Source organism: Aeromonas sp. INTO2, assembly GCF_049860605.1.
Taxonomy (GTDB): Bacteria; Pseudomonadota; Gammaproteobacteria; order Enterobacterales; family Aeromonadaceae; genus Aeromonas; species Aeromonas caviae.
The window spans coordinates 4790130-4814298 of record NZ_CP187588.1 but is presented as its reverse complement, the minus strand read 5'-3'; the positions used below and the strand labels follow the sequence as shown (position 1 = coordinate 4814298).

Here is a 24169-nt window from a genome sequence, read left to right as displayed (position 1 = left end):
GGCGCCTCCATCCGGTGAATGATGGCGCCATCATAGCCAGCCCCCTCCACCCACTTATCTCACTGATGTTCTGAGCAATTCGGATTTCCTGCTGGATCCGAATCCAGCAGAACACCATAGCGTGAAACCCCCTTGCCGACCCGATAGCCTGAGCCCGCATCACTTGGGAGTAGGCATGAACACATCAACCTTGAGAACTGGCTGGGTCTGTATCGCCACCGAAGGGACCACCGTCGATGGCAGGGAGATCACCGCTGCTTGGCTGACTGATATGGCCGAGACCTACGACCCGGAATACTACACAGCACTGATATGGCCCGAGCACGACCGCTGGGCAAACTTCGGCTATGTGCAGGAGCTCAAGACCGACGTCGTAGATGGCAAGCTCAAGCTGTTCGCCATCCTGAGTCCGACCCGGGATCTGGTTTATTACAACCAGGTTGGCCAGTACCAGTTCTGTTCCATCGAGCCACAAGAGCAGTTTGCCGATCTGGGCCGCACCTATCTGCGCGGCCTGGGCGTCACCGACCAGCCAGCCAGCACCGGCACCACCCACCTCAAGTTCAAGAAGAAGGGCGAGTCTCGCCTGATCGGTACCAGCGAACCGCTGGATCTCTCCACCTTCAAACTGCCCAAGCACGAGAAGGCAGACGGCCTGATATCCAAGTTTTTCAGCTTCCTGGCCAGCCACGGCGAGCCAGCCCTCCAACCTACCCCCAGCCAACCCGAGGATGAGGAAATGACCAAAGAGCAGTTCGATCAGATGCTGGGGGCCCTCAATGGCCTTGGCACCAAGATCGATGGCTTCAGCACCAAGCTGGAAGCCAAACCGGAAACCACCGCCCAGGTGACCGACCCGGCAAAAGAAGAGAAGACCGGCATCAGCGCCGAGCAGTTCAGCAAGCTGGAAGAGACCCTGGCCGGTCTGGCCAGCACCGTCGGCGAGCTGAAAGGCCAGATCGACCAGTTCTCTGCAGAGAAGCCGGGCCAGCGCCCGGGCGCCATCGGCGGTGACGACACCACCTACCAAGTTTGCTAAGGAGCATTCAGTGAGCCAAACCCTGACCGTTCAGGCCGAACAGCGCCTGAACAAATACTGCGATGCCCTGGCCAAAGCCTACGGCATCGACATCAGCAAGCTGGACAAGCAGTTCAGTGTCACAGGCCCGGTGGAAACCACCCTGCGATCTGCCCTGCTCGCCTCCGTCGAGTTCCTTGGCCTCATCACCTGCCTGGATGTGGATCAGATCAAGGGCCAAGTCGTGCAGGTTGGCGTGGGTCAGCTCTACACCGGTCGTAAAAAAGGTGGTCGCTTCAAGGGCAAAGTCGGTGTGGATGGCAACACCTACGAACTGACCGAGACCGACTCCTGCGCCTCGCTGGATTGGGCCACCCTCTGCACCTGGGCCAACGCCGGTAGCGAGGGCGAGTTCATCAAGCTGGTCGGCGAGTTCGTCAACAAGGCGTTTGCGCTCGACATGCTGCGGGTCGGCTGGAATGGCGTGTCTGCAGCCGATGACACCGATCCGACGCAGAACCCGCTGGGTCAAGACGTCAACAAGGGTTGGCACCAGATCGCCCGCGAGTGGAAAGGTGGTAGCCAGATCATCAAGGCAGCGCCTGGCGAGAAGATCTACTTCGACCCGGACGGCAAGGGCGAGTACAAGACCCTGGACGAGATGGCCTCCGACCTCATCAACACCACCATCGACCCCCTGTTCCAGCAAGACCCCCGTCTGGTGGTGCTGGTAGGCACCGATCTGGTGGCCGCCGCCCAGGCCAAGCTCTACAGCGAAGCCACCAAGCCGAGCGAGCAGATCGCCGCCCAGCAGCTGGCCAAGTCCATCGCTGGTCGCAAGGCCTATATCCCGCCCTTCTTCCCGGGCAAGCGGATGGTGGTCACCACCCTGGACAACCTGCACTGCTACACCCAGCGCGGCACCCGCAAGCGCAAGGCGGACGACAACCAGGACGGCAAGTGTTTCGACAACCAGTACTGGCGCATGGAGGGCTATGCCCTCGGCGAGCACAAGGCCTATGGCGGCTTTGAAGAGGCCGACATCGAGATCGGCGCTGATCCGGCTGTTGTCGCTGCCGAAGCCGCCGCTCAAGCGGCCCAAGGCTAACCCATGAGCTCACCCGGTCAACGCCACAAGCAGCGTGTACTCGCCATGCAGGGGGCCGAACAGACCGCCTGCTCTGGCATGGCCACTGGCGCAGTGGCAGACAGCCTGCACCTGCAACTGGTTGCCCTGGAACAGGACATTGCCCGCTTGCGCAAGCTGGCCCGCATCGGGGATCGGGTGAACATGAAACGCGATGAGCTGATGCCCAAGTACCGCCCCTATGTGGAGCGCTATCTGGCCGCCGTCAGCGAGTCGGGCCAGCCCTATCAGAACGAGCTGTTTCAGCGCCTCATCATCTGGGCTTTCGATGTGGGCGACTTCGACGCCGGCATCGCCTGGGCGGATCTCGCCATTGCCCAGGGCCAGCGCACCCCGGCCAACATCAAGCGGGACTGGGCCCACTTCGTGGCCGACACCGTGTTGGAGTGGGCCGAGAAGCAGGCGGCCGAGGGGCACGCCGTCGAGCCCTGGTTCTCCCGGGTGTTCGACAAGGTGCGCAACGAGTGGCGCCTCAACGAACGGCTAACCGCCAAGTGGTTCAAGGCTGCGGGTTGCCTGCTGCTGCGCGACCACGACGGCCAGCCCCGCCCCAGCGCCGTGGGGGATAGCGCCACCCTGGAGCAGGCAGACCACTGGCTGGCCCAGGCCGACAAACTGCACGGTAAGGTGGGCGTCGGCACCTTGCGCCAGAAGATTGCCATGCGCCTGCGGGCGCTGAATCCGGAGTAACCGACTCTCCGCGCCGTCGCACCCCGGCGGGGAGGATAGGCCAGCCGCAAGGCTCGCGCCGAATCCTGCGATCCGTGGCTACAGGGGTGCACCTTTTCAACCAGCGAGGCAAGCCATGTTTGCAGGCAAGGACATCGACTACAGCGCCGCCACTATCCGCAATGACGGGTTCTGGCCGGATGTGGCCGTCGCCGACTTCGAGCGCCGCCGCGCCCTGCCTGCCGATCTGGACCAACAGACCACCGGCGCCGCTCTGCTGGCTGCCGTCTCTGAAATCAACCTGCAACTGGCCATGCGTCAGGCCGCGCTGATGGCCGAGGGCTACGCCAGCGCCGCCGATGTGCCGGGGCCGAGCCTTGAGGGCGGCACCAATGCCCTGACAGAGCAGTACCTGGCCGCCGTCTTTGCCAGGGCAAAGGCCGCCTTGCTGCCGGAGTTCGCCAGCGTCACCGAGCGGGCCACCGCCAACAACCAGGTGGAGCGATCCCCGGACCAGCGCGCCCAACTGCTGGCCGAGAGTCAGCAACGGGTGCGCAGCATCAAGGGCAAACACCGAGCGGGGGTCTCGCTGATATGAGCGCTGCCATGAACGAGCAGCAGGCCCAGGGCTACTTCCTGCAGGCGCTCCACGCCGAGCTGTTGCGGGTGCTGCCGGCCAAGTGCCACAAGCGCCTGGATAGCTGGATGGAGAACGGCACCATCAAGCTCGAACCCAGGAACATGGGGCCCACCGGGGTGGATGTGGCCTGGCTCACCTACCAGGCGGTGTTCACCATCGAGCTACTGCCATTTCGCGAGCTAGATCCGGCCATTCTGCTGGCGGCCGTCGCCGCCTGGGTGCAGGAACACGACCCCTTTCGCGAGCAGTTCGAGCTGCCCGATCCAGAGTACGCCGTCACCCCAAACGACGAGCAGACCGCGGACCTCGAGATCCAGCTCCCCTTCGCCGAACCGCTGCGCCTTATCGAGCACCTGCAAGGGCCCATCAACTGGCTCGGCAAACACTGGAACGTGGCCCCCTATGACATCTGGGTGGCCGAGCACATCGACCTGAACGTGGGTGATACCGGCCAGCATCAGGTCGGGGGCCCAGCATGATCACCATCACCCTGGACACCCGTCGCGGCAAAGACCAGCTCAACCTGCTGGCCCTGCCGCCCAAGAAGCGACAGCGGCTGGTGTGGCGAGCCGCCAACGAGATGAAAAAGCTGGCGGCCCGCAACGTGCGCCAGCAGCAAGATCCCAATGGCAATGCCTGGGCACCGCGCAAGCGGGGCAAGCGCAAGATGTTGCGCGGCCTGCCCAAGCTGCTGCAGATCCGAGAGCCAAGTCAGGATATGGCTGAACTCGGGTTCAAAAAGGGGGCGATGAACGTTCACGCCGGGGTGATCGCCAACACCCACCAGAAGGGGCACACCTACAAGATGACGGCCGCCAGTCGGCGCCGCATTGCCCCCAGCGATGGGGGCAAGAACAAGCAGGCCAGCAAGGCACAGGCCCGCAAGCTGCGCGAGCTCGGGTTCAAGCGTCCAGGCAAGCGCAAGCGGGCATACCGCTCTGCCTCGCTGGGCTGGATCACCGCCAACCTCAACTATGCGCAAGCGGGGTTGCTGATCAAGAAGCTCAAGGACGAACCGGTGAAAGAAAGCTGGGAAATCGAACTCCCTGCCCGTCCGTTCCTGGGCGCCAACAACAAGCAACGAGAACAAGCCTTTGCCCGCGCCCTGCAGAGCATCAACTACGGCTGGGACGTCAACAAGCAAGAGATGAAGGGGAAATAACGCCATGTGGCCTTATGTACAGATCAACAACTTGAACCAGATGCAGGGGCCCGTGACCGAGGTCGAGAGTCACCTGCTGTTCATCGGCACAGCGCCGACCAACACCGGCAAGCTGCTTTCGCTCAACACCCAGAGCGACTTCGACACCCTGCTGGGTGAAGACAACAGCGAGCTGAAAGCCAACCTGCAAGCCGCCATGGTCAACGCTGGTCAGAACTGGACGGCAGCCGCCTTTGTGCTGCCCACCGATATGGACTGGAAAGAGGCGGTGCGCGAGGCACAGCAAACCCAGTCGTTCGAAGGGGTCGTGGTGCTGGGTCAGGAGTGGGACCAGGCAGGCATCAACGCCGCCCATGCGCTCAACCAGGAGCTGATCGCCACACTGGGGCGCTGGCAGTTCATGCTGCTGGCGGTACCGGGCATCGTCTCCACTGCCGAGGGAGGCCAAGACTGGAGCGAATACGAAGCCACACTGGCTGCCCTGCAAGACAGTATCGCCGCGAGCTCGGTTTCTCTGGTGCCGCAACTGTGGCCCAACCTCGCCGGTGTCTATGCCGGTCGCCTGTGCAACCGGGCGGTGAGTATCGCAGACAGCCCCTGCCGGGTGAAGACTGGTGCCGTGGTGGGCCTTGGCAACAAGCCGAAGGACAAGGCCGGGATCCCGCTGCCGCTCGCCACCCTGCAGACCCTGGAGCAGAACCGCTACTCGGTACCGATGTGGTACCCGGACTATGACGGCACCTATTGGGCAGATGGCCGTACCCTGGACGCCGAGGGCGGCGACTACCAGGTGATCGAAAACCTGCGGGTGGCCTACAAAGTAGCTCGCCGGATGCGCCTGCGGGCCATCGCCCGCATCGGGGACCGCTCGTTCAACTCCACCCCGGGCAGCACTGCCGCCGCCATCACGTACTTCGGTAAAGACCTGCGCGAGATGGCCAAGGCCACCACCATCAACGGCCAGCCGTTCCCGGGCGACATTGCCTCCCCTCAGGATGGCGACATCAAGATCCAGTGGATCGCCAAGAACCTGGTCTCCGTCTACGTAGTGGTGCGCACCGTGGACTGCCCCAAGGGGATCACCGTCAACATCATGCTCGATTTGAGCCTCAATAACGGGGAGGGCTAACCCATGACCAGACGCATTTCAGGCCAGAGCTTTGACACCACGCTGATGGGCACCATGGTCCATGTCGAGAAGGCCAGCCTCTCCATCACTGACAACAGTGCCGTGGCCCAGACCCGCGGCATCCCTGACGGCTATGTGGATGGTGACGTGGCGGCCGAGTGCGAGTTCGAGCTCGATGCCAAGAACTTTACCCTGCTGAGCGATGCAGCCAAACGGGCTGGTAGCTGGCGCGGCATGGCACCGGACGACGTGCTGTTCTACGCCGACACCGGCGACGAAACCATGAAGGTGGAGGCCTTCGGCGTGAAGCTGCAGATCTCTGACCTGCTCGACGTCGATCCCAAGGGCGGCAGCAAGGGGGTTCACAAGGTCAAGGGGTTCGTCACCTCCCCCGACTTCGTCCATATCAACGGCGTGCCTTACCTCTCCCAGGAAGACACCCGCCACCTGCTGGGTTAAGGGGGACGATTGGACGCTATCGACCGCGCCAACCATCACGCCGCCAGCATGCTGGCGGCCCAACTGGCCAATCAGGTGGGCAAGGGGCACTACCAGGGAGAGAGCCGGCATCAGTGCGAAGAGTGCGATGCAGATATCCCCGAGGGGCGACGCCGCCATGTACCGGGGGTGCGCCTGTGCGTCCCCTGTCAGACCCGCCTTGAACGGTTGGCCCGCTAACCAGAGCCACGGACATGAACCACATGCCTCATAAAGACCCAACCCTCGCCACGGCCTTGCTGGCCTGGCTGATGGACAACTGGCCCGCCGTCTATGGGGCCCTGCTGGCGCTTGCCATCGCTTTCCTGCGCATCACCTACGCCGGTGGGCGGGGTCGCCGTCGGCTGATCGAATCCCTACTGTGCGGCCTCATCACCCTGGCGGCCGCCACCGGGACCCACCTGCTCGGGATCCCCCAGGAGGCCACCCCGTTCCTGGGCGGCGTGGTGGGTCTGCTTGGGATCGACATCATCCGGGACCGAGCGGCCCTGATATTCAACAAGAAGGAGGGCTGATATGGCTCTGCGCTGGCTTGACGAGGCTCGAAAGCACTTGGGCCTGAAAGAGATTAAGGGGCCCAAACATGCCCAGGCCATTCTCGACATGTGGAAGGCGATCAAGCGGGGCGGCATCCGTGATGATGAGACCCCGTGGTGTGCCGCCTTTGTCGGCGCTTGTCTGGAACGGGTCGGCATTCTGTCTACCCGCTTCGAGAGTGCCAAAAGCTATCTGAGCTGGGGTGAGAAGCTGGATCGCCCCGTGCTGGGCTGTGTGGTGGTGTTCACCCGTGACGGTGGTGGTCATGTGGGGTTCGTGGTGGGCAAGTCCACCTCCGGCAACCTGTTAGTGCTGGGCGGCAACCAGGGGGATGAAGTGAATATCCGCGAGTTCCCGTTGACCCGTGTCACCGGGTACCGCTGGCCCCTCAATGAGCCGCTGCCGGTGGGCGATCTGCCTGTTGGTACTCCGGCCCAGCTGTCGATGGGGGAAGCATGAGCGTCTTCCTTCGGCTGCTGCCGACCCTGATCGGGTTGGTAATCGGCACCCTGCTGTTTGCTCAGGGGGAGCGACTCACCCAGCGCACCAAAGAGCTGGCCAGCGCCAACGAGACCATTGCAACCCTGAGAGAGGCCAACGACCAGATGGACAGTGAGCTCAAGACGCGGCGGCGAGACGATGCTGCCATGCGCCAATTGCTCGCCAACCAGAACGCCGCCTTGGCCGAGCTCGACAACCAAAACAGGAAAACAGCCGATGAACTGCAACAAGCTCTGGCCACGCCGCCGGCAGGCCGCCCGGACTGCGCTCGCGAGCCTCTGCCTGCTGGCGCTCTGCGCCTGCTCCAGCCAACCCACGACCGTGGTGCAAACCCGCGTGGTGAAGCGGCTGCCACCGCCGGGGCTGGTACCCAACTGCCCGGCGCCTGATTTCACGGGGAGCACCTACGGCGACGCCGTGCGGTTTATCCCCACCTTGCAGACGGCGTTGCGCCGCTGCCAAACCCAGATCACCACCCTGACCAACTGGATTGAACAAGAGGAAGCCACCCCATGAGCAAGAAAATCATCCTGACCATCGCCGGTACCGACATCAGCTTCGAACCGACCATGACCGCCTACAACGGCTTCATCAACGACATGATGCCGAACGACAAGGTGGCGCCGGCCCACAACTACCTGAAGAAAATCGTCAGCCAGGACGAGGTCAGCAAGGCCGCACTGGACGAGCTGCTCAAACAGCCGGGTGCAGCCCTGCAGCTGGCGGGGGCCATCAACGAGCAGTTCGCCCCCACCCTGGAAATCACCGTAAAAAACTGACGGCGCGCGCCGAGGCCATCGAGCGCAATCAACTGGAGCAGGTGCTGGCGCTGCGGCGTTACTACCTGCCCCACGAAGAGGACGACCTCGACAGCCTGGCACGCGCCATCTGGTTAGACAAACAGCACCGAGAGTCCAACGCCGCCGCCGTGGCCGAGGGCATTGCCAAAGCACTGAACGGATAAGAGACCCCTATGGCCTGGATGGAAAAGTTGATGATGCAGGTGGCATTGGTTGACCAGGTCACCAAGCCCCTTGCCGGCATCAATGCCCAGATGGACAAGGTCACCAAGTCAGGCCGCCAGGGCTGGAGCAACATGGCGATGGGGGCCACCACCGTGGCCGGCGGCGTCATGGCGATCCAGGGTGCCCTGGGCCCGGCCATCGAGATGGACCGGGCCTTGGCCGAGGTGGCCTCACTCGATGTGCAAAAGGAGGTGCTCGGCGCGCTCGGTCGCGAGGCCCTGAAACTCTCCATCCAGTATGGTGCGTCGGCCACTGAGATCGTGCGCTCCTCCTACGATATCCAATCCGCGATCGCCGGGCTGGAGGGCAACGAACTGCCCGCCTTCACCCGCGCATCCACCACCCTGGCCAAAGCCACCAAGGCCGACACCGCCACCATCACCAACTACATGGGCACCATGTACGGCATTTTCGAGCAGCAGGCCAAGCAGATGGGCAAGGCCAACTGGGTCGAGGATGTGGCCGGCAAGACAGCACTGGCGGTACAGCTGTTCAAAACTACCGGTCAGGGCATGGCTGATGCCTTTGGGGCGATCGGGGCCAACGCCACCGCCGCCGGGATCTCGATGGATGAGCAGTTCGCCGTGCTCGGCCAGCTGCAGGCCACCATGAGCGGCGGCGAGGCGGGCACCAAGTTCAAGGCCTTCCTGGCCGGAGTCGGGGGTGCCCAGAAGGCGCTCGGCCTCCAGTTCACCGACGCCGCGGGCAACATGCTGCCGGTGCTCACCATCATGGACAAGCTCAAGGCCAAGTATGGCGAGACCATGAGCGTGGCCGAGGGGGATGAGCTCAAGAAGGCCTTCGGCTCGGACGAAGCGGTGGCCATGATCAAGCTGTTGATGACCAACACCAAGGGACTGGCCACCAATATCAACGCGCTGGCCAACACCCACGGCATGGGCAAGGCCGAACAGATGGCCGCCGCCATGACCGACCAGTGGCAGCGGGTCGAACAAGCCTGGTTTGCCATCCGCGCCGCCGCGTTCGGGGTAGTGCTGCCCGCCATCAATGCCGTGGTGGGCGCCTTTGCCGATGGTGCCAACGATGTGCTGCGATGGACGCACCTGTTCCCGAACCTGACCAAGGTGATCAGCTATGCCGCGCTGGCCATCGTGGGTTTGAGCATGGTTACAGGAACATGGATGCTGGTTGCCGGGATCGCCCGTCTGGCCACGCTGGGGCTGGGTATTGCCTGGTCGGTGATCATGTCTCCTCTCAAGTTGTTAAGAGCAGGATTTATTGCCTTACGAACCAGCACCATCCTCAGCATGTTTGCCAATGCTGCATGGGTGGCAATTTGCATGGTTGCCAAGGTAGTCGCCTTTGCATTCGCTGCGTCTCTGTGGGTTGTGAAGGCTGCCGTTACGATCCTGGGCGGTGCCTTTACCGTGCTAAGGGCAATCATGGTGACGCTATTTGCTGTGATGTCTGCCAACCCCATTGTGTTGATTGTGGCAGGCATCATCGCCTTGGTTGGCGCTGTCATTTACTACTGGGATGAAATCAAAGCTGTGCTGGCTGACTTAGGGGTATTCGACGCCATCGATAAAGCTATCGCGATGATCTCTGCTGGGTGGGCCGACTTCATGGCATTCATGAGTAACCTCAGCCCATTTCAACTGCTTGGCAAAGCAGTGGATTGGCTGATCGATAAGCTCAATATGATCCCGGGCGTCAACATAGAGCTCGGTAGTATGCCGGACCTCACCATGCCGGCCATGCCGGGGGCAATGAACCTTCAGGCGCCTGAGCGGCAACAAGAGGTAATCAATGCGCCCCTCGCCCGCTATCGCCAGCAGGACCAGAGCAAGGTGCCATCCGGTGGCCTTGGCCAGCAGCTGATCCAGGCCAACGCGGCGGCGACCACGGCCAACCAGAAACCCGCCAAGTCCCTGCACATCGGCGAGGTACATATCACCAACCAGAACCCGATGAGCCCGGAGCAGTTGGCCGAGAACGCCTGGCTGGAGACCCCGTAATGAGCGAACCCATTACCCATGACCCCAAATACATCGATCTCCTGGTGGTGAACGGCGCCTGGCAACTCGATGCCGGCGGCCAGCCCCGTTACACCCAGGACCGCCACAGCATCGGTCAGGACATCAAGCACCGCATCATGGAGTCGGGGCTGGCCCGCAAGCTCATCGGCGAGCGCAGCCCTACCCTGCGCGCCGATGTGATGACCGAGATTGAACTGCTGGTAGAAGACGACGAGCGGCTGGTACCCGGCACCATCGTGATCCGTGAAGAGGCCCCCGACCGGGTGCTGGTCACCGCTCGCACCTATGAATTCGGCGATCTGGAGGTAACCCTGTGAACCTGCGCCCGAACGTAGACTTTATGGCCCTGCTGGCCGAGGCCGGTGTGCCGACCACCGAGCAGGCCATGGAGGCTGAGCTCAAAAAGGAGGTGGTCGCCGCCGGCTCCCTCATCACCAACGACAGCGATGTGAGCCCCTTCTGGCGGCTGGTGCGCGGGGTGGTCATTACCCCGGCGCTCTGGCTTATCCGCACCCTGCTGGCGGGCCATGTGCTGCCCAACACCTTTGCGGCCACCGCCACCGATGCCTATCTCGATCTCAAGGCCTGGGATGTGGACCTGACCCGCAAGGCCGCCCAGAAGACCCGAGGGGTGATCCACTTCGTCAAGGTGAACCCTGGCGAGGCGGTCACCATCCCGGCCGATATCTGGGTCACCACCGAGCGCATCAACGGCACCATCTACCGGGTGAGGCCGCTGCTGGCGGTGGTCAGTCCCGCCGGCGAGGCGGTGGCCAAGGTGGTCTGCGAGGCCGAGTTCGCCGGCAGCGCCTGGAATCTGGCCCCGGGTTATTACAACCTGCTGAGTGAACCGGTGACCGGTATTCTCTCGGCCCGCAACGATGACAAGGAGTGGATCACCACCCAGGGCGCCGATGCCGAGGGCAACGACGCGCTCGGCCTGCGCATCCAGAACCAGTTCTCGGCGGTGGGGCGCTACCATATCGACGCGATTTACCGCTCCATGCTGGCGAGCGTGGCGGGGATCCGGGCCGATCACATCTTCTTTGAGCATGAGGGGCCCCGCGGCCCGGGGACCGCCAACGCTTACATACTGCTGGAAGTGGGCGCCACCCCGGCCAGCCTCATCAACCAGCTTAATGACTACGTGGGCCGCCAGGGCAACCATGGCCACGGCGATGACCTGTTCGTGATGAGCATCCCCGAGACCCAGCACAGCCTGACGCTGACGATCTGGCCTCAACCCAACCTCACCGACGAGCAGAAAACCGCGCTCAAGGCGGGCGCCGAAAGTCTGGTCAAGGCGGCGTTTCGCCAGTCGGCGGATTTCCCAAACGTCACCCGCACCTGGCCGCGCTCGCGCTTCTCGCTCTCCCAGCTGGCCCGCGAGCTGCACAGCCAGTTCCCACAGCTGCAGAGCCTCAAGTTTGCGCAAGATGACATCGTGTCGGGGCTCGCCATCCCGCGCCTGAGCACGCTGGAGGTGACCCTGCATGACTGACCCGACCCCGCTTGAACACGACCTGCAGGCGCCGGTGCTACCCGATGCCAGCGCCCCCTGGTGGGAAGACGGTTACACCATCAGCTCGGCCCACGCCGAGCCCGGGTTTCTGGCCAAGGGGATCAATGCCTTCTGGCAACGGGTCAAAGGTTGGCTGTTGCTGCCGCTGGCCCAGCAAGACCCGCTGACCTGCTCGGAGTCCCTGCTGGCGCTGCTGGCTTGGGAACGGGAAATCAGCCGTTTCAACGGCGAGCCGCTGCCGCTCTTTCGCAAACGGGTCAAGTTCGCCTTTGTGAACGCCCGGGACGCCGGCGAGGTGGCCGGCTTTAAGCGCATCTTTGAGCGCCTGGGCATCGGCTGGTGTGACATCCACGAACGCCAGGCCGGCGCCCCCTGGGACGTCATCACCATCGAGGTGACCGATGGCGCCATCGCGGCCAACCAGAAACTGATGGAAACCTTGATTCAACACTATGGCCGCACCTGCCGCCGCTATCGCTTTCAGGTGGTTTATCCGGTCACCGGCATCCTGCAGTTCGGCCGCATCGACATGAGCCAGCAGGTGTTTGGCGCATCACTTAAGAGGAACGCATGAGCCAGATCATTACCAACGCTTTCTCCCGCTACTGGCAGGAGTGCCTGACCAACCAGACGCCGGTGGTGCTCGATGAGTTCGTGCTGGCCAACGTGCCGGGGCTCGATCCCGATGCGGCCATCAACCCGGACAGCGGGCTGCCGCCGGCGGGCCAGATTGTGCACCGCCACGCGGTCGACCAGCGTGGGCGCATCAACAACGATGCGGTGGCTTACACCATCGTGATGGACACCACGGTCGGCGATTTCAGCTTCAACGCCATGTACCTCATCAACAAGGCCACCGGCGTGGTGGGGATGATTGTGCACAAGGGGCTGGAAACCAAACTCAAGACCAATGAGGCCACCGGCCAGACCGGTAACAGCTTGGTCAAATCCATGCTGATGGAGTACGACCGGGCGGCAGAGGCCACTGCCACCCACGTGGACGCCAGCACCTGGCAGATTGACTATGCCGCCCGCCTGCGCGGGATGGACGACGACCTGCGCCTGCAGGCGCTGCAGTTCTTCGGGCCGGCCACCTTCTACGGCGACGGCTTCAAGCTGGTCAACGAGTCCGGGGTCTACAAGGTGCAGCCCGGGGTGGCCTACGTGGGCGGCCTGCGGGCGGAACTGAACGAGGTCAAGAAGGTAACCCCGAGCGCCAAGCCAGTGGGGCTCTGGCTCGATATCTACCGGGCGGGCTCCCTGCTTGATGCCTGGGTGAATCACTTCACCCTGACCTTAAGCGTGCCGGAGCTCACCGACTACCTGGACAGCAACGGCCATCAGCACCATGTGGCCAAGGTGGCCATCGTCAATGCGGACGGCAGCGTCACCGACGTGCGCCGCAAGCGCACCATCGAGCTGACCGGGGACGTGGCCGGCAAGGGCATCCTGGAAGACGCCCAGGGCGTCACCATCGCAGTGGAGATCAAAGATGGCAGCCACCGCCACCAGTGGGGGGAGCTTGACCAGGTGCCGGCCACCGCCAGCCGCTGGCCCAGCTACGCCGAGGTGACCAACAAACCGGATCTGGCGCCGGCCAACCACAGCCACCAGGGCACCATGACCAACGCGATCCCGCTATCCAAGGAAGACCTGAACACAATTATCAGCCCCGGCGTGTATCGCCAGGACTCCGACGCCAATGCGGCCTTGGTGCTCAACTACCCAGAAGCGAAATCAGGTTCCCTCATTGTGACCGGCGGCGCCGGGGTGCAGCAGCGTTACCACGTCTACAACACCAGCCGGATTTACACCCGCGCCCAGTACAACACCGGGGCCTTTACTCCTTGGGCCCGGGATTACAACACCCAAAACAAGCCAAGCGCAGATGACGTCGGTCTGGGATTAGTTGTCAACAAAGGCTGGAACACTCAGGCGGTAGCAGATACTTACGCTGTGCGAGACCAATCCGGTGACCTTTATGCTCGCACCTTGCGCAGCAACCTGGTCGATGAACAGCGCATGGTCGGCGCCGTGGCCTTTCGGGTCGACTACGGCAACGACAGCTATCTGCGCTACTGCAGTAGCCAAGCAGCGTTTCGTCAGTGGCTCAACCAGGCAGCCACTGGCTGGGAGGTGGGCTGGCGTTTAGGGATCTATGATCATAACTACGCAATGACCGAATACAACATCCCGGGCAAGTGGGCAGTGATGACCTACCTTGCTAGCGATGGCGCGTTTCGAATTGCTTCCTCGAACGGTGTCGGAGGCGCGACCTTCACCCGCATGACCATCGACACCGGGGCCAATGTCACCTTTGCAGGCACGGTGAATGATGGCTCTGGCCGCTGCTACAGCCCGGGCAACCAACCCCACTACACCCACAACCACACTGCCGCCCAGGGCAACCAGGACATCGTCGCCAGCGGCTGGGGGCAGATCGGCACCTACATGATGGCCGCCGTGATCCCGGGCCACTCTGGCGCCATGAACCCCACCGCCACCATCGCCGGTTCATCCCTGCGCCCCGCCAACTGCTCGGAGTGGGGCCAGAACCGCGACTGGGCACTGCCGGGGACTTGGAAATGCCTGGGATTCGTCACGGATAACAGCGATGACCGTTGGGAAGACCGCACCACCTTGTGGCTGCGCATCGCATAAGCACAGGAGAATCGGATGGAACGAATTGAAGTACTCAGCGCGGCCCGCCCGCGCCATTATGCTGGCGACCCCGACAGCATCACCCTGGATGTGCGCTTTGCCCATCTGCCCGACTCAGTGCAGTTTGCAGCCCGCAAAGATGACCTGGAAGCACACGGCCGCGAGCTCTACAGCCGGGCGGTGTTCGGTGAGTTTGGCGATATCGAGGTGATCCCGTTGCCACCACCGACCGAGGCCGAGCAGCAGGCCCGCCTCGATGCGCTGCTCAAGCAGGCCGCCAACGCCATGGCCCCGCTGCTCGACGCCGAGGCGCTTGGCATCATCAGCGAGGCCGAGCGCGAACAGCTCACCGCCTGGCAGCGCTACCGGGTTGCCCTCTACCGTCTCCCGCAAGACGATGGCTGGCCGACCGAGGTCAGCTGGCCGGAGGCGCCGCGATGAGCTGGACACAGGGACCACTGCGCTGGCCCGCCAGTGCCGGCAGCCTGCACACCCGCGCCCAGGGCGTACTGGGTCAGCTCCCGGCCACCCAGGACAGCGCCATGGCGTGCCTGCAGGGCCTGGCAGAGCGGGCCCAGTACCGGCCCCATCCGCTCAGCGAGGCCGCCGCCGCGCTGGCAGGTCTGCGCAGCGAGCTCGACCGCCTGCTGGTCACCGGCCGCGGCCTGACGGTCACCCCCTACCAGCACGGAGTCGGCCAACAGCAGGGCCAGCAGTTCAGCCTGGCCGCCCCCAATGCGGTGGCCACCCTGGCCGCCAAGCTGCAGGACGGGGCCGATCCCCTGCTGCCCACCGGGCAACTGCATGCCCTCGCCTGGCTGGTCACCGGCAACAGCGGCGACGCACTGGCCCGCCAGCTGGCTATCCTCTGCGCCCTGCTGCCGTTGCCGGAGTGGTGCGCCACCCTGCGCCGGCTCACTGCCAGCAACGACCCCATGAACCAACCCACCGCGGCCAAGGTGCCGCGCTGGCGCGCCGATGAGCCGCTGAGCTGGGCACCGCTACGCCCTGCCCGCCAGGCGCTGGGGGCAGAGCTGGCCCAGTTGGAGAGCCTGGCCCGGGACAGCCAGACCCCGATCGCCAAGCTGCAGGGGCTGGCGACACGTCGTGCCGATCGTCTGACCACCCTAGCCGAGGCCTTGGCCGCGCTGGGTACCCTCTCCGGCACCCTCTGGCACTGGCAAGGCCAGGGGGATGTGGCCAGCCTCGCCACCCAGCTCGGACAGAGCGCGCCACCCGACCACAGCCAGAGCATGACGGTCGGCGCCCTGCTGCTCTCCCCGTCCCCGCTCACCTTCTGGCAGGAGTTAACCCCATGAGCCAAGCCATGCTGACCCTTGATGGCGAGCCCATCATCATGAAGTCGATGCGGGTGTCCGCATCGATGCAGTTTCAGGACAAGGACCAGAGCGGCCAGACCAGCTCGACCAGCAGCGCCGAACAGGGCGCCAAGGCCAAGGAGCTCGATGTCTCCGGCCTTATCCCATTCAAGGATGAGCAGATGCTGAGTCGGCTGTTTGAGCTGGCCGATGCCAAGGGCAACGGCGGCAAGCGCCACGTCTACCGGGTCGGGTCGCTGCTCGCTAAGTCGGTAAAGGTGCGCCAGGCCAAGTTTGCCGGCCGCATCACCGCCAGCGAACAGGAGGGGCTGCTGGCCTGGCAGGTGCAGTTCACCTTGAAGGAATTCAACTCGGTACCGGAGAAGCGCGAACAACGCTTGCCAAAGAACGCCCCCACCGTGGGCCAGAGTACCGCCAACACCAGCGCCGCCAAGCCAGGCAACAAGGGGAGCGGTGAAGAAGAACAGGACCTGAGCAGCTTCGAGCGTTACGTGCTCAAACCGATGAATGACATGCTGGCATGAAACTCTCCACCTCACTGACCATCGCCGGCCAGCCGGTGCACCTCATCGATCACGACCTGGTGCTGGATCTCAATGCTGGCGGGCGCGCCGCGCTCACCATCGAGGGAAGCGCCAACAAGGGGCAGACCTTTACCCTGGACACTGGCTACAGCGGCAATCTGCGCCGCTGGTTCACCGGCTACGTGTACGACGTACAGCCCGCCGCCAATGGCGCCAGTAAGCTATTGTGCCGGGAACTGGCCGGCGCCTTGGGTACTCGCCTACCGGTCAGCCAACAACACGCAACCTTGCGCGGTCTGCTGGCCTGGCTGACAGACCAGACCGGGCTGACCTTTCTGCTACCCAAGGGGGCAGACTATACCGACCGGCCGATCCCCAACTTCACCAGCGCCGGTACCGGGTACCAGTTGCTCGATAACGCCGGCCGTGCCTTTCAGGTGCCCGACTTTGTCTGGTACCAGCAACCCAATGGCGCCATCTTCGTGGGCAGCCATGCCGACAGCCGCTGGCATGACAAGGAGGTGACACTTGATCCCGCCTGGTCAGGTCGCCAGGCAGGCGACACCCTGACCCTGTCGCCGGTGCCGTCCATCCGGCCCGGCGCCATCATCAACGGTAAGCGGGTGATGCGGGTCCGCCTCAAGGGGGACGAGATGACCCTGACCACGGCCACCCCTGGCAAGGTCACCAAGTCGCCAGAACGGCGCAAGATAGAGGGGGAGTTCCCGGAGCTCGCCGACAACATGCACCTGCCCAAGTTCGGACGGGTCGAGGCCATCAGCGACAGCGCGACCGCTGGCCAGCTCAATGATCCTTTTCGCCCACGCTATGCGGTGGACGTGCAGCTGCTCGGCGAGGATGGCCAACCGGACAAGGCGGCCCCGCTCTATCGGGCCGTGCCGTTGCCGGTGCAGTTCGGCGGGCCTGAACAGGGCCTGCTGCAGTTCCCTATCGAGGGAACGCTGGTTGAACTGGGGTTCGCTTTCGGGCGGGCTGACCGGCCCTTTATCCGCACCGTGCTCGGCAGTGGCTGGCCCCTGCCGGACATCGCCCCGGGCGAGCAGCTGCAGCAGCAACGGGCCGAAGTGTTTAGCCGCACCGACACCGTGGGCAACCTCTCCCGCCACACCGACCGGCGCCAGCACGACCGTGCCTTGCAGATGCACCACCAAAGTGACGACTACCAGGGAGAACATGGCCAGCATCGGCTGCAGGTGGCCCAGCACAGCATCGAGGAGGTCGGCGGGCTCAAGCTCATCGAGGCGCTGGGCGCCGTCGAGCTGCTGGCCGGGGATGATCTCACCCTAGCAAGTCTGGGCAACATGAGTCAGACCACGGCGGGAGATCTGATCGAGGTGGTGGGGCAACTGCGCCGGGCAGTTGCCGGCGAGCTGCAACACCTGGAGGCGCCGCGTTCGTGGATGGGGACAGAGGATGTGAACATCTTCCGGCTGCTGCTGCAGTTGATGAACGTGGTGGAGCAGCTGGCCGCTGCCACTGCCAGCCACACCCACGACAGTGGGCCAGTGCCAGGTAACAGCGCAGCCATGACAGGACATGGCCAACAGGCCAAGCAGTTGGCCGGCCAGCTATCCCCCATCATCGAGTAAACCACCAAGCGAAGAAGGCCCCACAGTGTGGGGCCTTCTTCTATCTGCCTGACAGCGCCTGAGCATGGCCAGGGAATGGCGCCGCATGAAGAGGCAGCCATCGGGCAGCGCTGCATCATACGTGAAGCCTACGCACGCTCACAGCCTCCCAGCGCATGGCGGCAACGCCCACCGCCGCGTCTGCGTCACGGAATCCGCGCTCATCCGCTCCCGCCTGCGCGCCGCACCAATAAAATTTTTTGCAAAAGTGGATTACCGCAAAACCATATGCCCAGACCGCACCAGATAAAGGATCCCGGGCGAGGTGAGGATCTGAAAGGATCGAAAGAAATTGCAGGGCTTTACAGTTTTAAAGGGGTCTGACTAGCGGCGTCGAAAACGTAAGTCGTTGAATATATTGGGATGGTTGTGCTTTCCGTGGGGATTTTAATAATCAGGAAGGATCCGGTTTGCCGCGAGAGAACAGCTAGAAGGCGTTTTGTTTCAATCGGTTAGGTGTAATGAGAGCCGATTTGATAACTGAAACTTTGAAACGGCGCTGCGACCTTGGTGCGCTAGCAGGCCTGCCCCACGGAAAATAGGTTTTCTGTGAAGTGTGTCCGGTCACACCAGCCATTTCATAGAGGGAAGTGGACACAGCATTGAGCCGATCACCTAAACCTTGGTGGACACGATATGGACGCATGGCCTTTGTCAGGAGCCAGATAAACTTAAGGCCACCCGCGTGGGTGGCCTTAAGTCATTGAATTAGTTAATGGTGCCCGGGGTCGGACTCGAACCGACACGTATTGCTACGGCGGATTTTGAATCCGCTGCGTCTACCGATTTCGCCACCCGGGCAGCTGCGAGGGATTATACGAATGGCGCTTGGCCATGCAAGGTGTTTTTCTTGCGCCCACCGTTGTTTGCTCATTTATTCAACGCCTTGCCGATGCCAGGCCAGTTACATAGAATGCCCGCATCATATTAATGGAATAATCATCATGGCCAAGCGCAAGACCCCCTCCCCTCTCCAGCCTGCTCCCCGGCATCCGTCCGCCGGTCTGCTGCGCCGTCTCGGCGCCCTGCTCTATGACTATCTGGTGGTGATTGCCCTGCTGATCATCGCCGGCTTCATCGGGATGGGTGTGGCCCACCTGCTGCTGGCCACCGGCATGGCGCACGTCCCCGAGGGCAAGGATGCCGCCTGGCTGCTCACCAGCCCCCTCTACAGCGCCTGGCTGGCCTTCGTCATCTGCGGTTTCTACACCTGGTTCTGGGTCCGCGCCGGCCAGACCATCGGCATGCGGGCCTGGCGCCTGCGCATCCAGAACCTGGACGGCAGCAACATTCGCGTCACCCAGGCCCTGATCCGGCTCGCTACCTCGGCCTTTGGCCTGGGCAACCTGCTGTGTGTGTTCAATCGCGCCCGCCCCCGCGCCTTCCAGGACATCTGGGCCGAGTGCGAGGTGGTGGTACTCGGCAAGGCAGAAAACCTGGAGCAGCTCAATCGCTGATCCCAGGCGGCAACGCAAAAGGGCACCCCGAGGTGCCCTTTTTGTTGACCAGAACTGAGTGCTTGCAGCCCAGAACCTTGACGGAAACGGTGCATCGAGAGCAATGGCCGCCTTTTGTCAGCAGCCCGCCTCCTTCAGGCCGCTACTGCTTGCGGCTCAGGATATAGAAGGAGATGCCGCCAAACAGCAGGCTGGGTGCGATGGCCGCGAGGATGGGCGGGACCGCATAGACCAGGCTGACCGGGCCGAACACCCTGTCGCTCACATAGACCGCGAAGCCGGTCATGATCCCCATCAGCATCCGCGCCCCCATGCTCACCGAACGCAGCGGGCCGAAGATGAAGGAGGAGGCGAGCAGTATCATGGCCACCACGGAGAGCGGTGAGAGCAGCTTGCGCCACATCTCCAGCTTGTAGCGTCCAGCATCCTGCTTGTTGGCATCCAGATAACCGATGTAGTCCCGCAGCCCCGAGATGGGCAGGTTCTCGGGATCGATGCTGACCACCCCGAGCTGCTTGGGGGTCAGCTCGGATTGCCAGGCTATCTGGGCATGCTGTTCGTCCTGGATCCGGGTGGGATCGTCAAACCGGGTGATGTGCACCTGTTTCAGCAGCCAGTGGTGATCCTCGAACACCCCCTCCTTCGCCTGCACCACGTCGATCAGGTTGCGGGACGGAGTGAAGCGGTAGAGGGTGATGCCGGTCAGGGCGCCATCGTTGCGCACCCCGTTGATGTTGACGAAGTTGTTGCCATCCCGTGCCCAGACCCCGTAGGCCGAGACCGTGAGCCGCCCTTCCGACATGGCCCCCGCCTTGATGTCATCCGCCATCCGCTTGGCGGCCGGTGCGACGTACTCGCCCATCAGCCCCACCAGCAGCATCAGGGGAATGGCGGTCTTGAGCGCCGCCATGACGATGCTGATCTTGGAGCGTCCCGCCGCCTGCATCACCACCAGCTCGGAGCTGGTCGCGAGCTGGCCCAGGCCGATGAGGCCACCGAGCAGGGCCGCCAGGGGGAAGAAGAGCACCGCCTCCTTGGGCATGGAGAGCAGCACGTAGTAGAGGGCGTTGAGCATGTCGTAGTTGCCTTCCCCGACCGCCTTCAACTGCTCCACGTACTTGATGAGCGCGGCGAGCCCGACCAGGGTCAGCTCGCACAGCAGGATCGACATGAAGATGACCCTGCCTATGTATCTATCGAGAATGCCGAACATCAGCAGAGACTCCCAGGTTGCAGCATCATGCTGACTTTCTCTTGAACAATTGCCCTTTGACCCCGTTCCACCAGCTGGTGCCCTGCAGGTTGAGAGGCAACCCTATCAGAAGCAGATAGACCAGGGGCACCAGGAACATCCCGGGCCAGTGGGGCAGACGCCCGCTGTCGATGGCCGACCGGGCGGCGCTGAGCAGCAGGAAATAGGAGAGATAGAGCAGGATGGCCGGCAGCAGCTTGGCGTAACGCCCCTGACGGGGATTGACCCGCGCCATCGGCACCACCAGGAAGGTGAGCACCAGGATGGAGAGGGGCAGCGACAGGCGCCACTGCAATTCGGCCATCAGCTGATTGTCCTGGGTGCCGAGCAATGCCAGGGTCGGCTTGGCCGCCGCCTTGCGGTTGGATCGCTCCATCTCCTGCTGGCGGATCACCAGGCTGTATTCACGGAACTCCGAGACCTGGAACTGCTTGCCGGTGAAATGCCCCTCGTAGCGCGAGCCATCCTTCAGGGTCAGCCACTGCAAGCCGTTGCTGTCGGCGGTCACCTGCCCCTCGTTGGCCACCACCACTGACGGGGGTGAGCCCCCCTCGGCCCGTTGCAGCACGAAGATTTTCTGCAACTCCGACCCCTTGTCGTTCAGATCCTGGATGTAAGCCACCAGGCGCCCCTTGTCGAGCTCCATGAAGCGGCCGGCCTGCAGGAAAGAGATACCGGGATCGGCCTTGAACTCGTCGATCACCTGGTACTCCCGCTCCTTGGCCTGGGGGGCGACCCAGCCGGTGTTGAACGCCGCGACGGCGGCTGTCAGCAGGGCCAGCACCAGGGCGCTGCCCATGATGAAACGGTGACTGAAACCCACCGCATGCATCACCGTCATCTCGCTTTCCGCGTACAAACGGCCGTGAGCAAACAGAATGGCTAAAAACAGACTGATAGGCAGCATCAACAACGCCATATTCGGCAGGTTGAGCAGCAGGAGGGTGGATACCAGGCGCGTCGGCACCTCACCATCGGCGGCATCGCCAATGATCTGGATAAATTGCTGGCTGACGAAGATAAGCAGCAGCACGAACAGCACCGCCAGCTGGGTTTTCAGGGTCTCCCTGAACAAATATCGGAAAACGATCACAGTCATTCCCAAGTAAACTTGTGTTTTTAGTCGAATGCCTGAAAAATAGGGCCCTATATTGGATTTTTACCAGTTTGAACTGCGGAGCCTGTGACTGTTCGCTCCGCCTCTGATACCCCAACAAGCACCGCATTATTCAATAAATGGTGCCTTTTGTCTTTAGGATGTAGGAGATTCCATGGAGTTCAGTGTAAAGAGTGGCAGTCCTGAGAAGCAACGCAGTGCCTGCGTCGTGGTCGGCGTTTTTGAGCCCCGCCGCCTCTCTCCGGTTGCCGAACAGCTGGACAAGATCAGCGACGGCTACCTCAGCTCGCTGCTGCGCCGTGGCGACCTGGAAGGGAAACCGGGCCAGATGCTGCTGCTGCATCAAGTACCGGGCGTGCTCAGCGAGCGCGTACTGCTGGTCGGGTGCGGCAAGGAGCGCGAACTCGACGAGCGCCAGTACAAGCAGATCATCAACAAGACCATCACCACCCTGAACGAGACCGGCTCCATGGAAGCGGTCTGCTTCCTGACCGAGCTGCACGTCAAGGGTCGAGATACCTACTGGAAGGTGCGTCAGGCGGTGGAAACCACCAAGGCGGGCCTCTACAGCTTCGATCAGTTCAAGACCAACAAGGCCGAACCGCGCCGTCCGTTGCGCAAGCTGGTCTTCAACGTGCCGACGCGTCGGGAACTGACCATAGGCGAGCGCGCCATCAACCACGGCCTGGCCGTGGCGAAAGGGGTGCGCATCTGCCGCGACGTGGCGAACATGCCGCCCAACGTCTGCAATCCCGCCTACCTCGCCTCCCAGGCCCGCCGTCTGGCGGATGCCTATGACAACATCACCACCAGGGTGGTGGGGGAGCAGGAGATGGCCGAGCTCGGTATGAACTCCTACCTGGCAGTGGCCCGCGGCTCCGAGAACGAAGCCATGATGGCCATCATCGAGTACAAGGGCAACGCCGACGCCAAGCCCATCGTGCTGGTGGGCAAGGGGCTGACCTTCGACTCCGGCGGCATCTCCATCAAGCCGGCAGACGGCATGGACGAGATGAAGTACGACATGGGTGGCGCCGCCTCCGTGCTCGGCACCATGCACGCCCTGGCCCAGTTGCAGCTGCCCATCAACGTCATCGGCGTGCTGGCGGGCTGCGAGAACATGCCGGGGGGCAACGCCTACCGCCCCGGTGACATCCTCACTACCATGTCCGGCCAGACCGTCGAGGTACTCAACACCGACGCCGAAGGCCGCCTGGTGCTGTGCGATGCCCTCACCTATGTGGACCGCTACGATCCCGAGACCGTGATCGATGTGGCGACCCTGACCGGTGCCTGCATCATCGCCCTGGGCCACCATACCTCTGGCCTCTTGGCGAACCACAACCCCCTGGCCCACGAGCTGCTCAACGCCTCCGAACAGGCCGGCGATCGCGCCTGGCGCCTGCCCCTGTTCGACGAGTATCAGGAGCAGCTGGAAAGCCCGTTCGCGGACATGGCCAACATCGGTGGCCGTCCGGCCGGTACCATCACCGCCGCCGCCTTCCTGTCGCGCTTCACCAAGAAGTACAACTGGGCCCACCTGGATATCGCAGGAACCGCCTGGAAGAGCGGCAAGGAGAAGGGCTCCACCGGCCGTCCTGTGCCCCTGCTGACCCAGTTCCTGCTCAACCGGGCCGGCGTGGCGGACGTCGAAGACAAGGAGTGATCCCCTTCCCCATCGACTCGAAGAGCGATGCGAGAAGGCGTTACCCTGTATCACAAGGAAGAGGCCTGCCTCTTCCTTGTTTCATTGAGAGAATCCGGGAAGTCCGTGCCAGACGCGGCTCCCGAAGACGGCCAATCGCTGTCCGTCACAGCCAAACGGGACCGACCTGATGAGCCAAGTGACCTTTTACCTGATGAGCCAGCCCGATGATGCGGATGCCTCCGCCGTCGAGCGCCTCGCCTGCCAGCTTGCGGCCGATGGCTGGAGCGCAGGCCACCTCTATCTGCTGTGCGAGGACGAGGCCCAGGCCCTGCGTCTGGACGAGCTGTTGTGGCAGTTGCCGCCCGATCGCTTCGTGCCGCACCAGTTGCAGGGGGAGAGCGGTCAGGCTCCGGTGGAGATAGGCCATCAGCCGCCACGGCGGCGCTATGCCTGCCTCATCAACCTGGCCCGGCAGACACCTTTGTTTGCAGGACACTTCGCTCAAGTGGTAGATTTTGTCCCCACTGACGAAACGCAAAAGCAGCAAGCCCGCGAGCGCTACAAGCACTATCGCCAGGCGGGCCATACCCTCGAGATGAGGGATCAGCCCGTCCTTGCCGCACCGGATCCGGCGCAGCCCTGACTGTGCCACCCTCGATCCACGACGAATCAA

Annotated in this window: 29 protein-coding genes and 1 tRNA gene; 27 read left to right on the top strand and 3 right to left on the bottom strand. The window is 63.1% G+C overall.

Annotated features, from left to right (window positions below; all coding sequences use genetic code 11):
* The first annotated feature begins 175 nt into the window (after nucleotides 1–175).
* The 24 genes from ACPW74_RS22965 (at nucleotide 176) to ACPW74_RS22850 (ending at nucleotide 17983) form a co-directional block, all read left to right on the top strand.
* The gene (locus ACPW74_RS22965) at nucleotides 176–1039 is read left to right on the top strand and encodes a GPO family capsid scaffolding protein (RefSeq protein WP_411646734.1); all 864 of its coding nucleotides are present in this window, start codon (nucleotides 176–178) and stop codon (nucleotides 1037–1039) included.
* A 10-nt stretch (nucleotides 1040–1049) separates the two neighbouring features.
* On the top strand, nucleotides 1050–2126 hold the full coding sequence (locus tag ACPW74_RS22960) for a phage major capsid protein, P2 family (protein ID WP_425858503.1): 1077 nt from the start codon (nucleotides 1050–1052) through the stop codon (nucleotides 2124–2126).
* A gap of 3 nt (nucleotides 2127–2129) precedes the next feature.
* On the top strand, nucleotides 2130–2855 hold the full coding sequence (locus ACPW74_RS22955; RefSeq protein WP_425858502.1) for a terminase endonuclease subunit: 726 nt from the start codon (nucleotides 2130–2132) through the stop codon (nucleotides 2853–2855).
* Between the two features lie 115 nt (nucleotides 2856–2970).
* Complete coding sequence (locus tag ACPW74_RS22950) at nucleotides 2971–3432, top strand: head completion/stabilization protein (protein WP_425858501.1); 462 nt, start codon at nucleotides 2971–2973, stop codon at nucleotides 3430–3432.
* A gap of 8 nt (nucleotides 3433–3440) precedes the next feature.
* On the top strand, nucleotides 3441–3953 hold the full coding sequence (locus ACPW74_RS22945; protein WP_425858500.1) for a phage tail protein: 513 nt from the start codon (nucleotides 3441–3443) through the stop codon (nucleotides 3951–3953).
* Nucleotides 3950–4636 carry a phage virion morphogenesis protein gene (locus ACPW74_RS22940; RefSeq protein ID WP_425858499.1) on the top strand — a complete coding sequence of 229 codons (687 nt, stop codon included), beginning with the start codon at nucleotides 3950–3952 and terminating at the stop codon, nucleotides 4634–4636. Before ACPW74_RS22945 ends, ACPW74_RS22940 begins: the two co-directional genes overlap by 4 nt.
* Nucleotides 4637–4640: 4 nt before the next feature.
* Nucleotides 4641–5765, top strand: coding sequence for a DUF2586 domain-containing protein (locus ACPW74_RS22935; protein ID WP_425858498.1), 1125 nt, complete (start codon nucleotides 4641–4643; stop codon nucleotides 5763–5765).
* A 3-nt stretch (nucleotides 5766–5768) separates the two neighbouring features.
* Nucleotides 5769–6224: a phage protein gene (locus ACPW74_RS22930; protein ID WP_425858497.1), complete on the top strand. Its 456-nt coding sequence runs from the start codon at nucleotides 5769–5771 to the stop codon at nucleotides 6222–6224.
* 9 nt (nucleotides 6225–6233) lie between these two features.
* On the top strand, nucleotides 6234–6443 hold the full coding sequence (locus ACPW74_RS22925; RefSeq protein ID WP_425858496.1) for a TraR/DksA family transcriptional regulator: 210 nt from the start codon (nucleotides 6234–6236) through the stop codon (nucleotides 6441–6443).
* 23 nt (nucleotides 6444–6466) lie between these two features.
* Entirely contained in the window at nucleotides 6467–6778 is a 312-nt protein-coding gene (locus tag ACPW74_RS22920; RefSeq protein ID WP_095593433.1) for a phage holin, lambda family, read from the top strand.
* 1 nt (nucleotide 6779) lies between these two features.
* Complete coding sequence (locus ACPW74_RS22915) at nucleotides 6780–7259, top strand: TIGR02594 family protein (protein ID WP_425858495.1); 480 nt, start codon at nucleotides 6780–6782, stop codon at nucleotides 7257–7259.
* A complete protein-coding gene (locus ACPW74_RS22910; protein ID WP_425858494.1) occupies nucleotides 7256–7690 on the top strand; it encodes a hypothetical protein in 435 nt (144 codons plus the stop codon). The genes ACPW74_RS22915 and ACPW74_RS22910 overlap by 4 nt, the downstream gene beginning before the upstream one ends.
* Complete coding sequence (gene lysC / locus ACPW74_RS22905; protein WP_425858493.1) at nucleotides 7623–7817, top strand: Rz1-like lysis system protein LysC; 195 nt, start codon at nucleotides 7623–7625, stop codon at nucleotides 7815–7817. Before ACPW74_RS22910 ends, lysC begins: the two co-directional genes overlap by 68 nt.
* Nucleotides 7814–8080, top strand: a complete 267-nt coding sequence (locus ACPW74_RS22900; protein WP_411646741.1) for a putative phage tail assembly chaperone — start codon at nucleotides 7814–7816, stop codon at nucleotides 8078–8080. The genes lysC and ACPW74_RS22900 overlap by 4 nt, the downstream gene beginning before the upstream one ends.
* A gap of 41 nt (nucleotides 8081–8121) precedes the next feature.
* Nucleotides 8122–8265: a DUF6890 family protein gene (locus ACPW74_RS22895; RefSeq protein ID WP_015985417.1), complete on the top strand. Its 144-nt coding sequence runs from the start codon at nucleotides 8122–8124 to the stop codon at nucleotides 8263–8265.
* A gap of 9 nt (nucleotides 8266–8274) precedes the next feature.
* Nucleotides 8275–10305 carry a phage tail tape measure protein gene (locus ACPW74_RS22890; protein WP_425858492.1) on the top strand — a complete coding sequence of 677 codons (2031 nt, stop codon included), beginning with the start codon at nucleotides 8275–8277 and terminating at the stop codon, nucleotides 10303–10305.
* Entirely contained in the window at nucleotides 10305–10643 is a 339-nt protein-coding gene (locus ACPW74_RS22885) for a DUF2590 family protein (protein ID WP_425858491.1), read from the top strand. Before ACPW74_RS22890 ends, ACPW74_RS22885 begins: the two co-directional genes overlap by 1 nt.
* On the top strand, nucleotides 10640–11827 hold the full coding sequence (locus ACPW74_RS22880; protein ID WP_425858490.1) for a baseplate J/gp47 family protein: 1188 nt from the start codon (nucleotides 10640–10642) through the stop codon (nucleotides 11825–11827). Before ACPW74_RS22885 ends, ACPW74_RS22880 begins: the two co-directional genes overlap by 4 nt.
* Nucleotides 11820–12422, top strand: coding sequence for a phage tail protein (locus ACPW74_RS22875; protein WP_425858489.1), 603 nt, complete (start codon nucleotides 11820–11822; stop codon nucleotides 12420–12422). The genes ACPW74_RS22880 and ACPW74_RS22875 overlap by 8 nt, the downstream gene beginning before the upstream one ends.
* Nucleotides 12419–14509, top strand: coding sequence for a phage tail protein (locus tag ACPW74_RS22870; protein ID WP_425858488.1), 2091 nt, complete (start codon nucleotides 12419–12421; stop codon nucleotides 14507–14509). Before ACPW74_RS22875 ends, ACPW74_RS22870 begins: the two co-directional genes overlap by 4 nt.
* A 15-nt stretch (nucleotides 14510–14524) precedes the next feature.
* Complete coding sequence (locus ACPW74_RS22865; protein WP_168967726.1) at nucleotides 14525–14950, top strand: tail fiber assembly protein; 426 nt, start codon at nucleotides 14525–14527, stop codon at nucleotides 14948–14950.
* Nucleotides 14947–15828, top strand: a complete 882-nt coding sequence (locus tag ACPW74_RS22860; protein ID WP_425858487.1) for a hypothetical protein — start codon at nucleotides 14947–14949, stop codon at nucleotides 15826–15828. Before ACPW74_RS22865 ends, ACPW74_RS22860 begins: the two co-directional genes overlap by 4 nt.
* Nucleotides 15825–16373, top strand: a complete 549-nt coding sequence (locus tag ACPW74_RS22855) for a hypothetical protein (RefSeq protein ID WP_425858486.1) — start codon at nucleotides 15825–15827, stop codon at nucleotides 16371–16373. The genes ACPW74_RS22860 and ACPW74_RS22855 overlap by 4 nt, the downstream gene beginning before the upstream one ends.
* Entirely contained in the window at nucleotides 16370–17983 is a 1614-nt protein-coding gene (locus ACPW74_RS22850) for a hypothetical protein (protein WP_425858485.1), read from the top strand. The genes ACPW74_RS22855 and ACPW74_RS22850 overlap by 4 nt, the downstream gene beginning before the upstream one ends.
* A 755-nt stretch (nucleotides 17984–18738) precedes the next feature.
* On the opposite strand, the gene ACPW74_RS22845 is transcribed toward ACPW74_RS22850, so the two are convergent.
* Nucleotides 18739–18823: transfer RNA gene (locus tag ACPW74_RS22845), tRNA-Leu, on the bottom strand.
* 143 nt (nucleotides 18824–18966) lie between these two features.
* Here ACPW74_RS22845 and ACPW74_RS22840 point away from each other — a divergent pair.
* The gene (locus ACPW74_RS22840) at nucleotides 18967–19479 is read left to right on the top strand and encodes an RDD family protein (RefSeq protein ID WP_161470421.1); all 513 of its coding nucleotides are present in this window, start codon (nucleotides 18967–18969) and stop codon (nucleotides 19477–19479) included.
* A gap of 142 nt (nucleotides 19480–19621) precedes the next feature.
* Here the strand turns inward: ACPW74_RS22840 and lptG are convergent, their stop codons facing one another.
* Nucleotides 19622–20692, bottom strand: coding sequence for an LPS export ABC transporter permease LptG (gene lptG, locus ACPW74_RS22835; protein ID WP_408805603.1), 1071 nt, complete (start codon nucleotides 20690–20692; stop codon nucleotides 19622–19624).
* A gap of 25 nt (nucleotides 20693–20717) precedes the next feature.
* A complete protein-coding gene (gene lptF / locus ACPW74_RS22830) occupies nucleotides 20718–21830 on the bottom strand; it encodes an LPS export ABC transporter permease LptF (RefSeq protein WP_029313726.1) in 1113 nt (370 codons plus the stop codon).
* Between the two features lie 172 nt (nucleotides 21831–22002).
* Here lptF and pepA point away from each other — a divergent pair, with 172 nt between their 5' ends.
* Both pepA and ACPW74_RS22820 read left to right on the top strand, forming a co-directional pair.
* On the top strand, nucleotides 22003–23514 hold the full coding sequence (pepA, locus tag ACPW74_RS22825) for a leucyl aminopeptidase (protein ID WP_010672960.1): 1512 nt from the start codon (nucleotides 22003–22005) through the stop codon (nucleotides 23512–23514).
* 169 nt (nucleotides 23515–23683) lie between these two features.
* Nucleotides 23684–24139: a DNA polymerase III subunit chi gene (locus tag ACPW74_RS22820; protein ID WP_010672959.1), complete on the top strand. Its 456-nt coding sequence runs from the start codon at nucleotides 23684–23686 to the stop codon at nucleotides 24137–24139.
* The last annotated feature ends 30 nt before the right edge of the window (nucleotides 24140–24169 follow it).

What these genes read in the sequence shown, in the direction of transcription:
- ACPW74_RS22965 (WP_411646734.1), top strand. Translation starts at nt 176, where the DNA reads ATGAACACATCAACCTTGAGAACTGGCTGGGTCTGTATCGCCACCGAA.
- ACPW74_RS22955 (WP_425858502.1), top strand. Translation starts at nt 2,130, where the DNA reads ATGAGCTCACCCGGTCAACGCCACAAGCAGCGTGTACTCGCCATGCAG.
- ACPW74_RS22950 (WP_425858501.1), top strand. Translation starts at nt 2,971, where the DNA reads ATGTTTGCAGGCAAGGACATCGACTACAGCGCCGCCACTATCCGCAAT.
- ACPW74_RS22945 (WP_425858500.1), top strand. Translation starts at nt 3,441, where the DNA reads ATGAACGAGCAGCAGGCCCAGGGCTACTTCCTGCAGGCGCTCCACGCC.
- ACPW74_RS22940 (WP_425858499.1), top strand. Translation starts at nt 3,950, where the DNA reads ATGATCACCATCACCCTGGACACCCGTCGCGGCAAAGACCAGCTCAAC.
- ACPW74_RS22935 (WP_425858498.1), top strand. Translation starts at nt 4,641, where the DNA reads ATGTGGCCTTATGTACAGATCAACAACTTGAACCAGATGCAGGGGCCC.
- ACPW74_RS22930 (WP_425858497.1), top strand. Translation starts at nt 5,769, where the DNA reads ATGACCAGACGCATTTCAGGCCAGAGCTTTGACACCACGCTGATGGGC.
- ACPW74_RS22920 (WP_095593433.1), top strand. Translation starts at nt 6,467, where the DNA reads ATGCCTCATAAAGACCCAACCCTCGCCACGGCCTTGCTGGCCTGGCTG.
- ACPW74_RS22915 (WP_425858495.1), top strand. Translation starts at nt 6,780, where the DNA reads ATGGCTCTGCGCTGGCTTGACGAGGCTCGAAAGCACTTGGGCCTGAAA.
- ACPW74_RS22910 (WP_425858494.1), top strand. Translation starts at nt 7,256, where the DNA reads ATGAGCGTCTTCCTTCGGCTGCTGCCGACCCTGATCGGGTTGGTAATC.
- ACPW74_RS22900 (WP_411646741.1), top strand. Translation starts at nt 7,814, where the DNA reads ATGAGCAAGAAAATCATCCTGACCATCGCCGGTACCGACATCAGCTTC.
- ACPW74_RS22890 (WP_425858492.1), top strand. Translation starts at nt 8,275, where the DNA reads ATGGCCTGGATGGAAAAGTTGATGATGCAGGTGGCATTGGTTGACCAG.
- ACPW74_RS22885 (WP_425858491.1), top strand. Translation starts at nt 10,305, where the DNA reads ATGAGCGAACCCATTACCCATGACCCCAAATACATCGATCTCCTGGTG.
- ACPW74_RS22875 (WP_425858489.1), top strand. Translation starts at nt 11,820, where the DNA reads ATGACTGACCCGACCCCGCTTGAACACGACCTGCAGGCGCCGGTGCTA.
- ACPW74_RS22870 (WP_425858488.1), top strand. Translation starts at nt 12,419, where the DNA reads ATGAGCCAGATCATTACCAACGCTTTCTCCCGCTACTGGCAGGAGTGC.
- ACPW74_RS22865 (WP_168967726.1), top strand. Translation starts at nt 14,525, where the DNA reads ATGGAACGAATTGAAGTACTCAGCGCGGCCCGCCCGCGCCATTATGCT.
- ACPW74_RS22860 (WP_425858487.1), top strand. Translation starts at nt 14,947, where the DNA reads ATGAGCTGGACACAGGGACCACTGCGCTGGCCCGCCAGTGCCGGCAGC.
- ACPW74_RS22855 (WP_425858486.1), top strand. Translation starts at nt 15,825, where the DNA reads ATGAGCCAAGCCATGCTGACCCTTGATGGCGAGCCCATCATCATGAAG.
- ACPW74_RS22850 (WP_425858485.1), top strand. Translation starts at nt 16,370, where the DNA reads ATGAAACTCTCCACCTCACTGACCATCGCCGGCCAGCCGGTGCACCTC.
- ACPW74_RS22840 (WP_161470421.1), top strand. Translation starts at nt 18,967, where the DNA reads ATGGCCAAGCGCAAGACCCCCTCCCCTCTCCAGCCTGCTCCCCGGCAT.
- lptG (WP_408805603.1), bottom strand. Translation starts at nt 20,692, where the DNA reads ATGTTCGGCATTCTCGATAGATACATAGGCAGGGTCATCTTCATGTCG.
- lptF (WP_029313726.1), bottom strand. Translation starts at nt 21,830, where the DNA reads ATGACTGTGATCGTTTTCCGATATTTGTTCAGGGAGACCCTGAAAACC.
- pepA (WP_010672960.1), top strand. Translation starts at nt 22,003, where the DNA reads ATGGAGTTCAGTGTAAAGAGTGGCAGTCCTGAGAAGCAACGCAGTGCC.
- ACPW74_RS22820 (WP_010672959.1), top strand. Translation starts at nt 23,684, where the DNA reads ATGAGCCAAGTGACCTTTTACCTGATGAGCCAGCCCGATGATGCGGAT.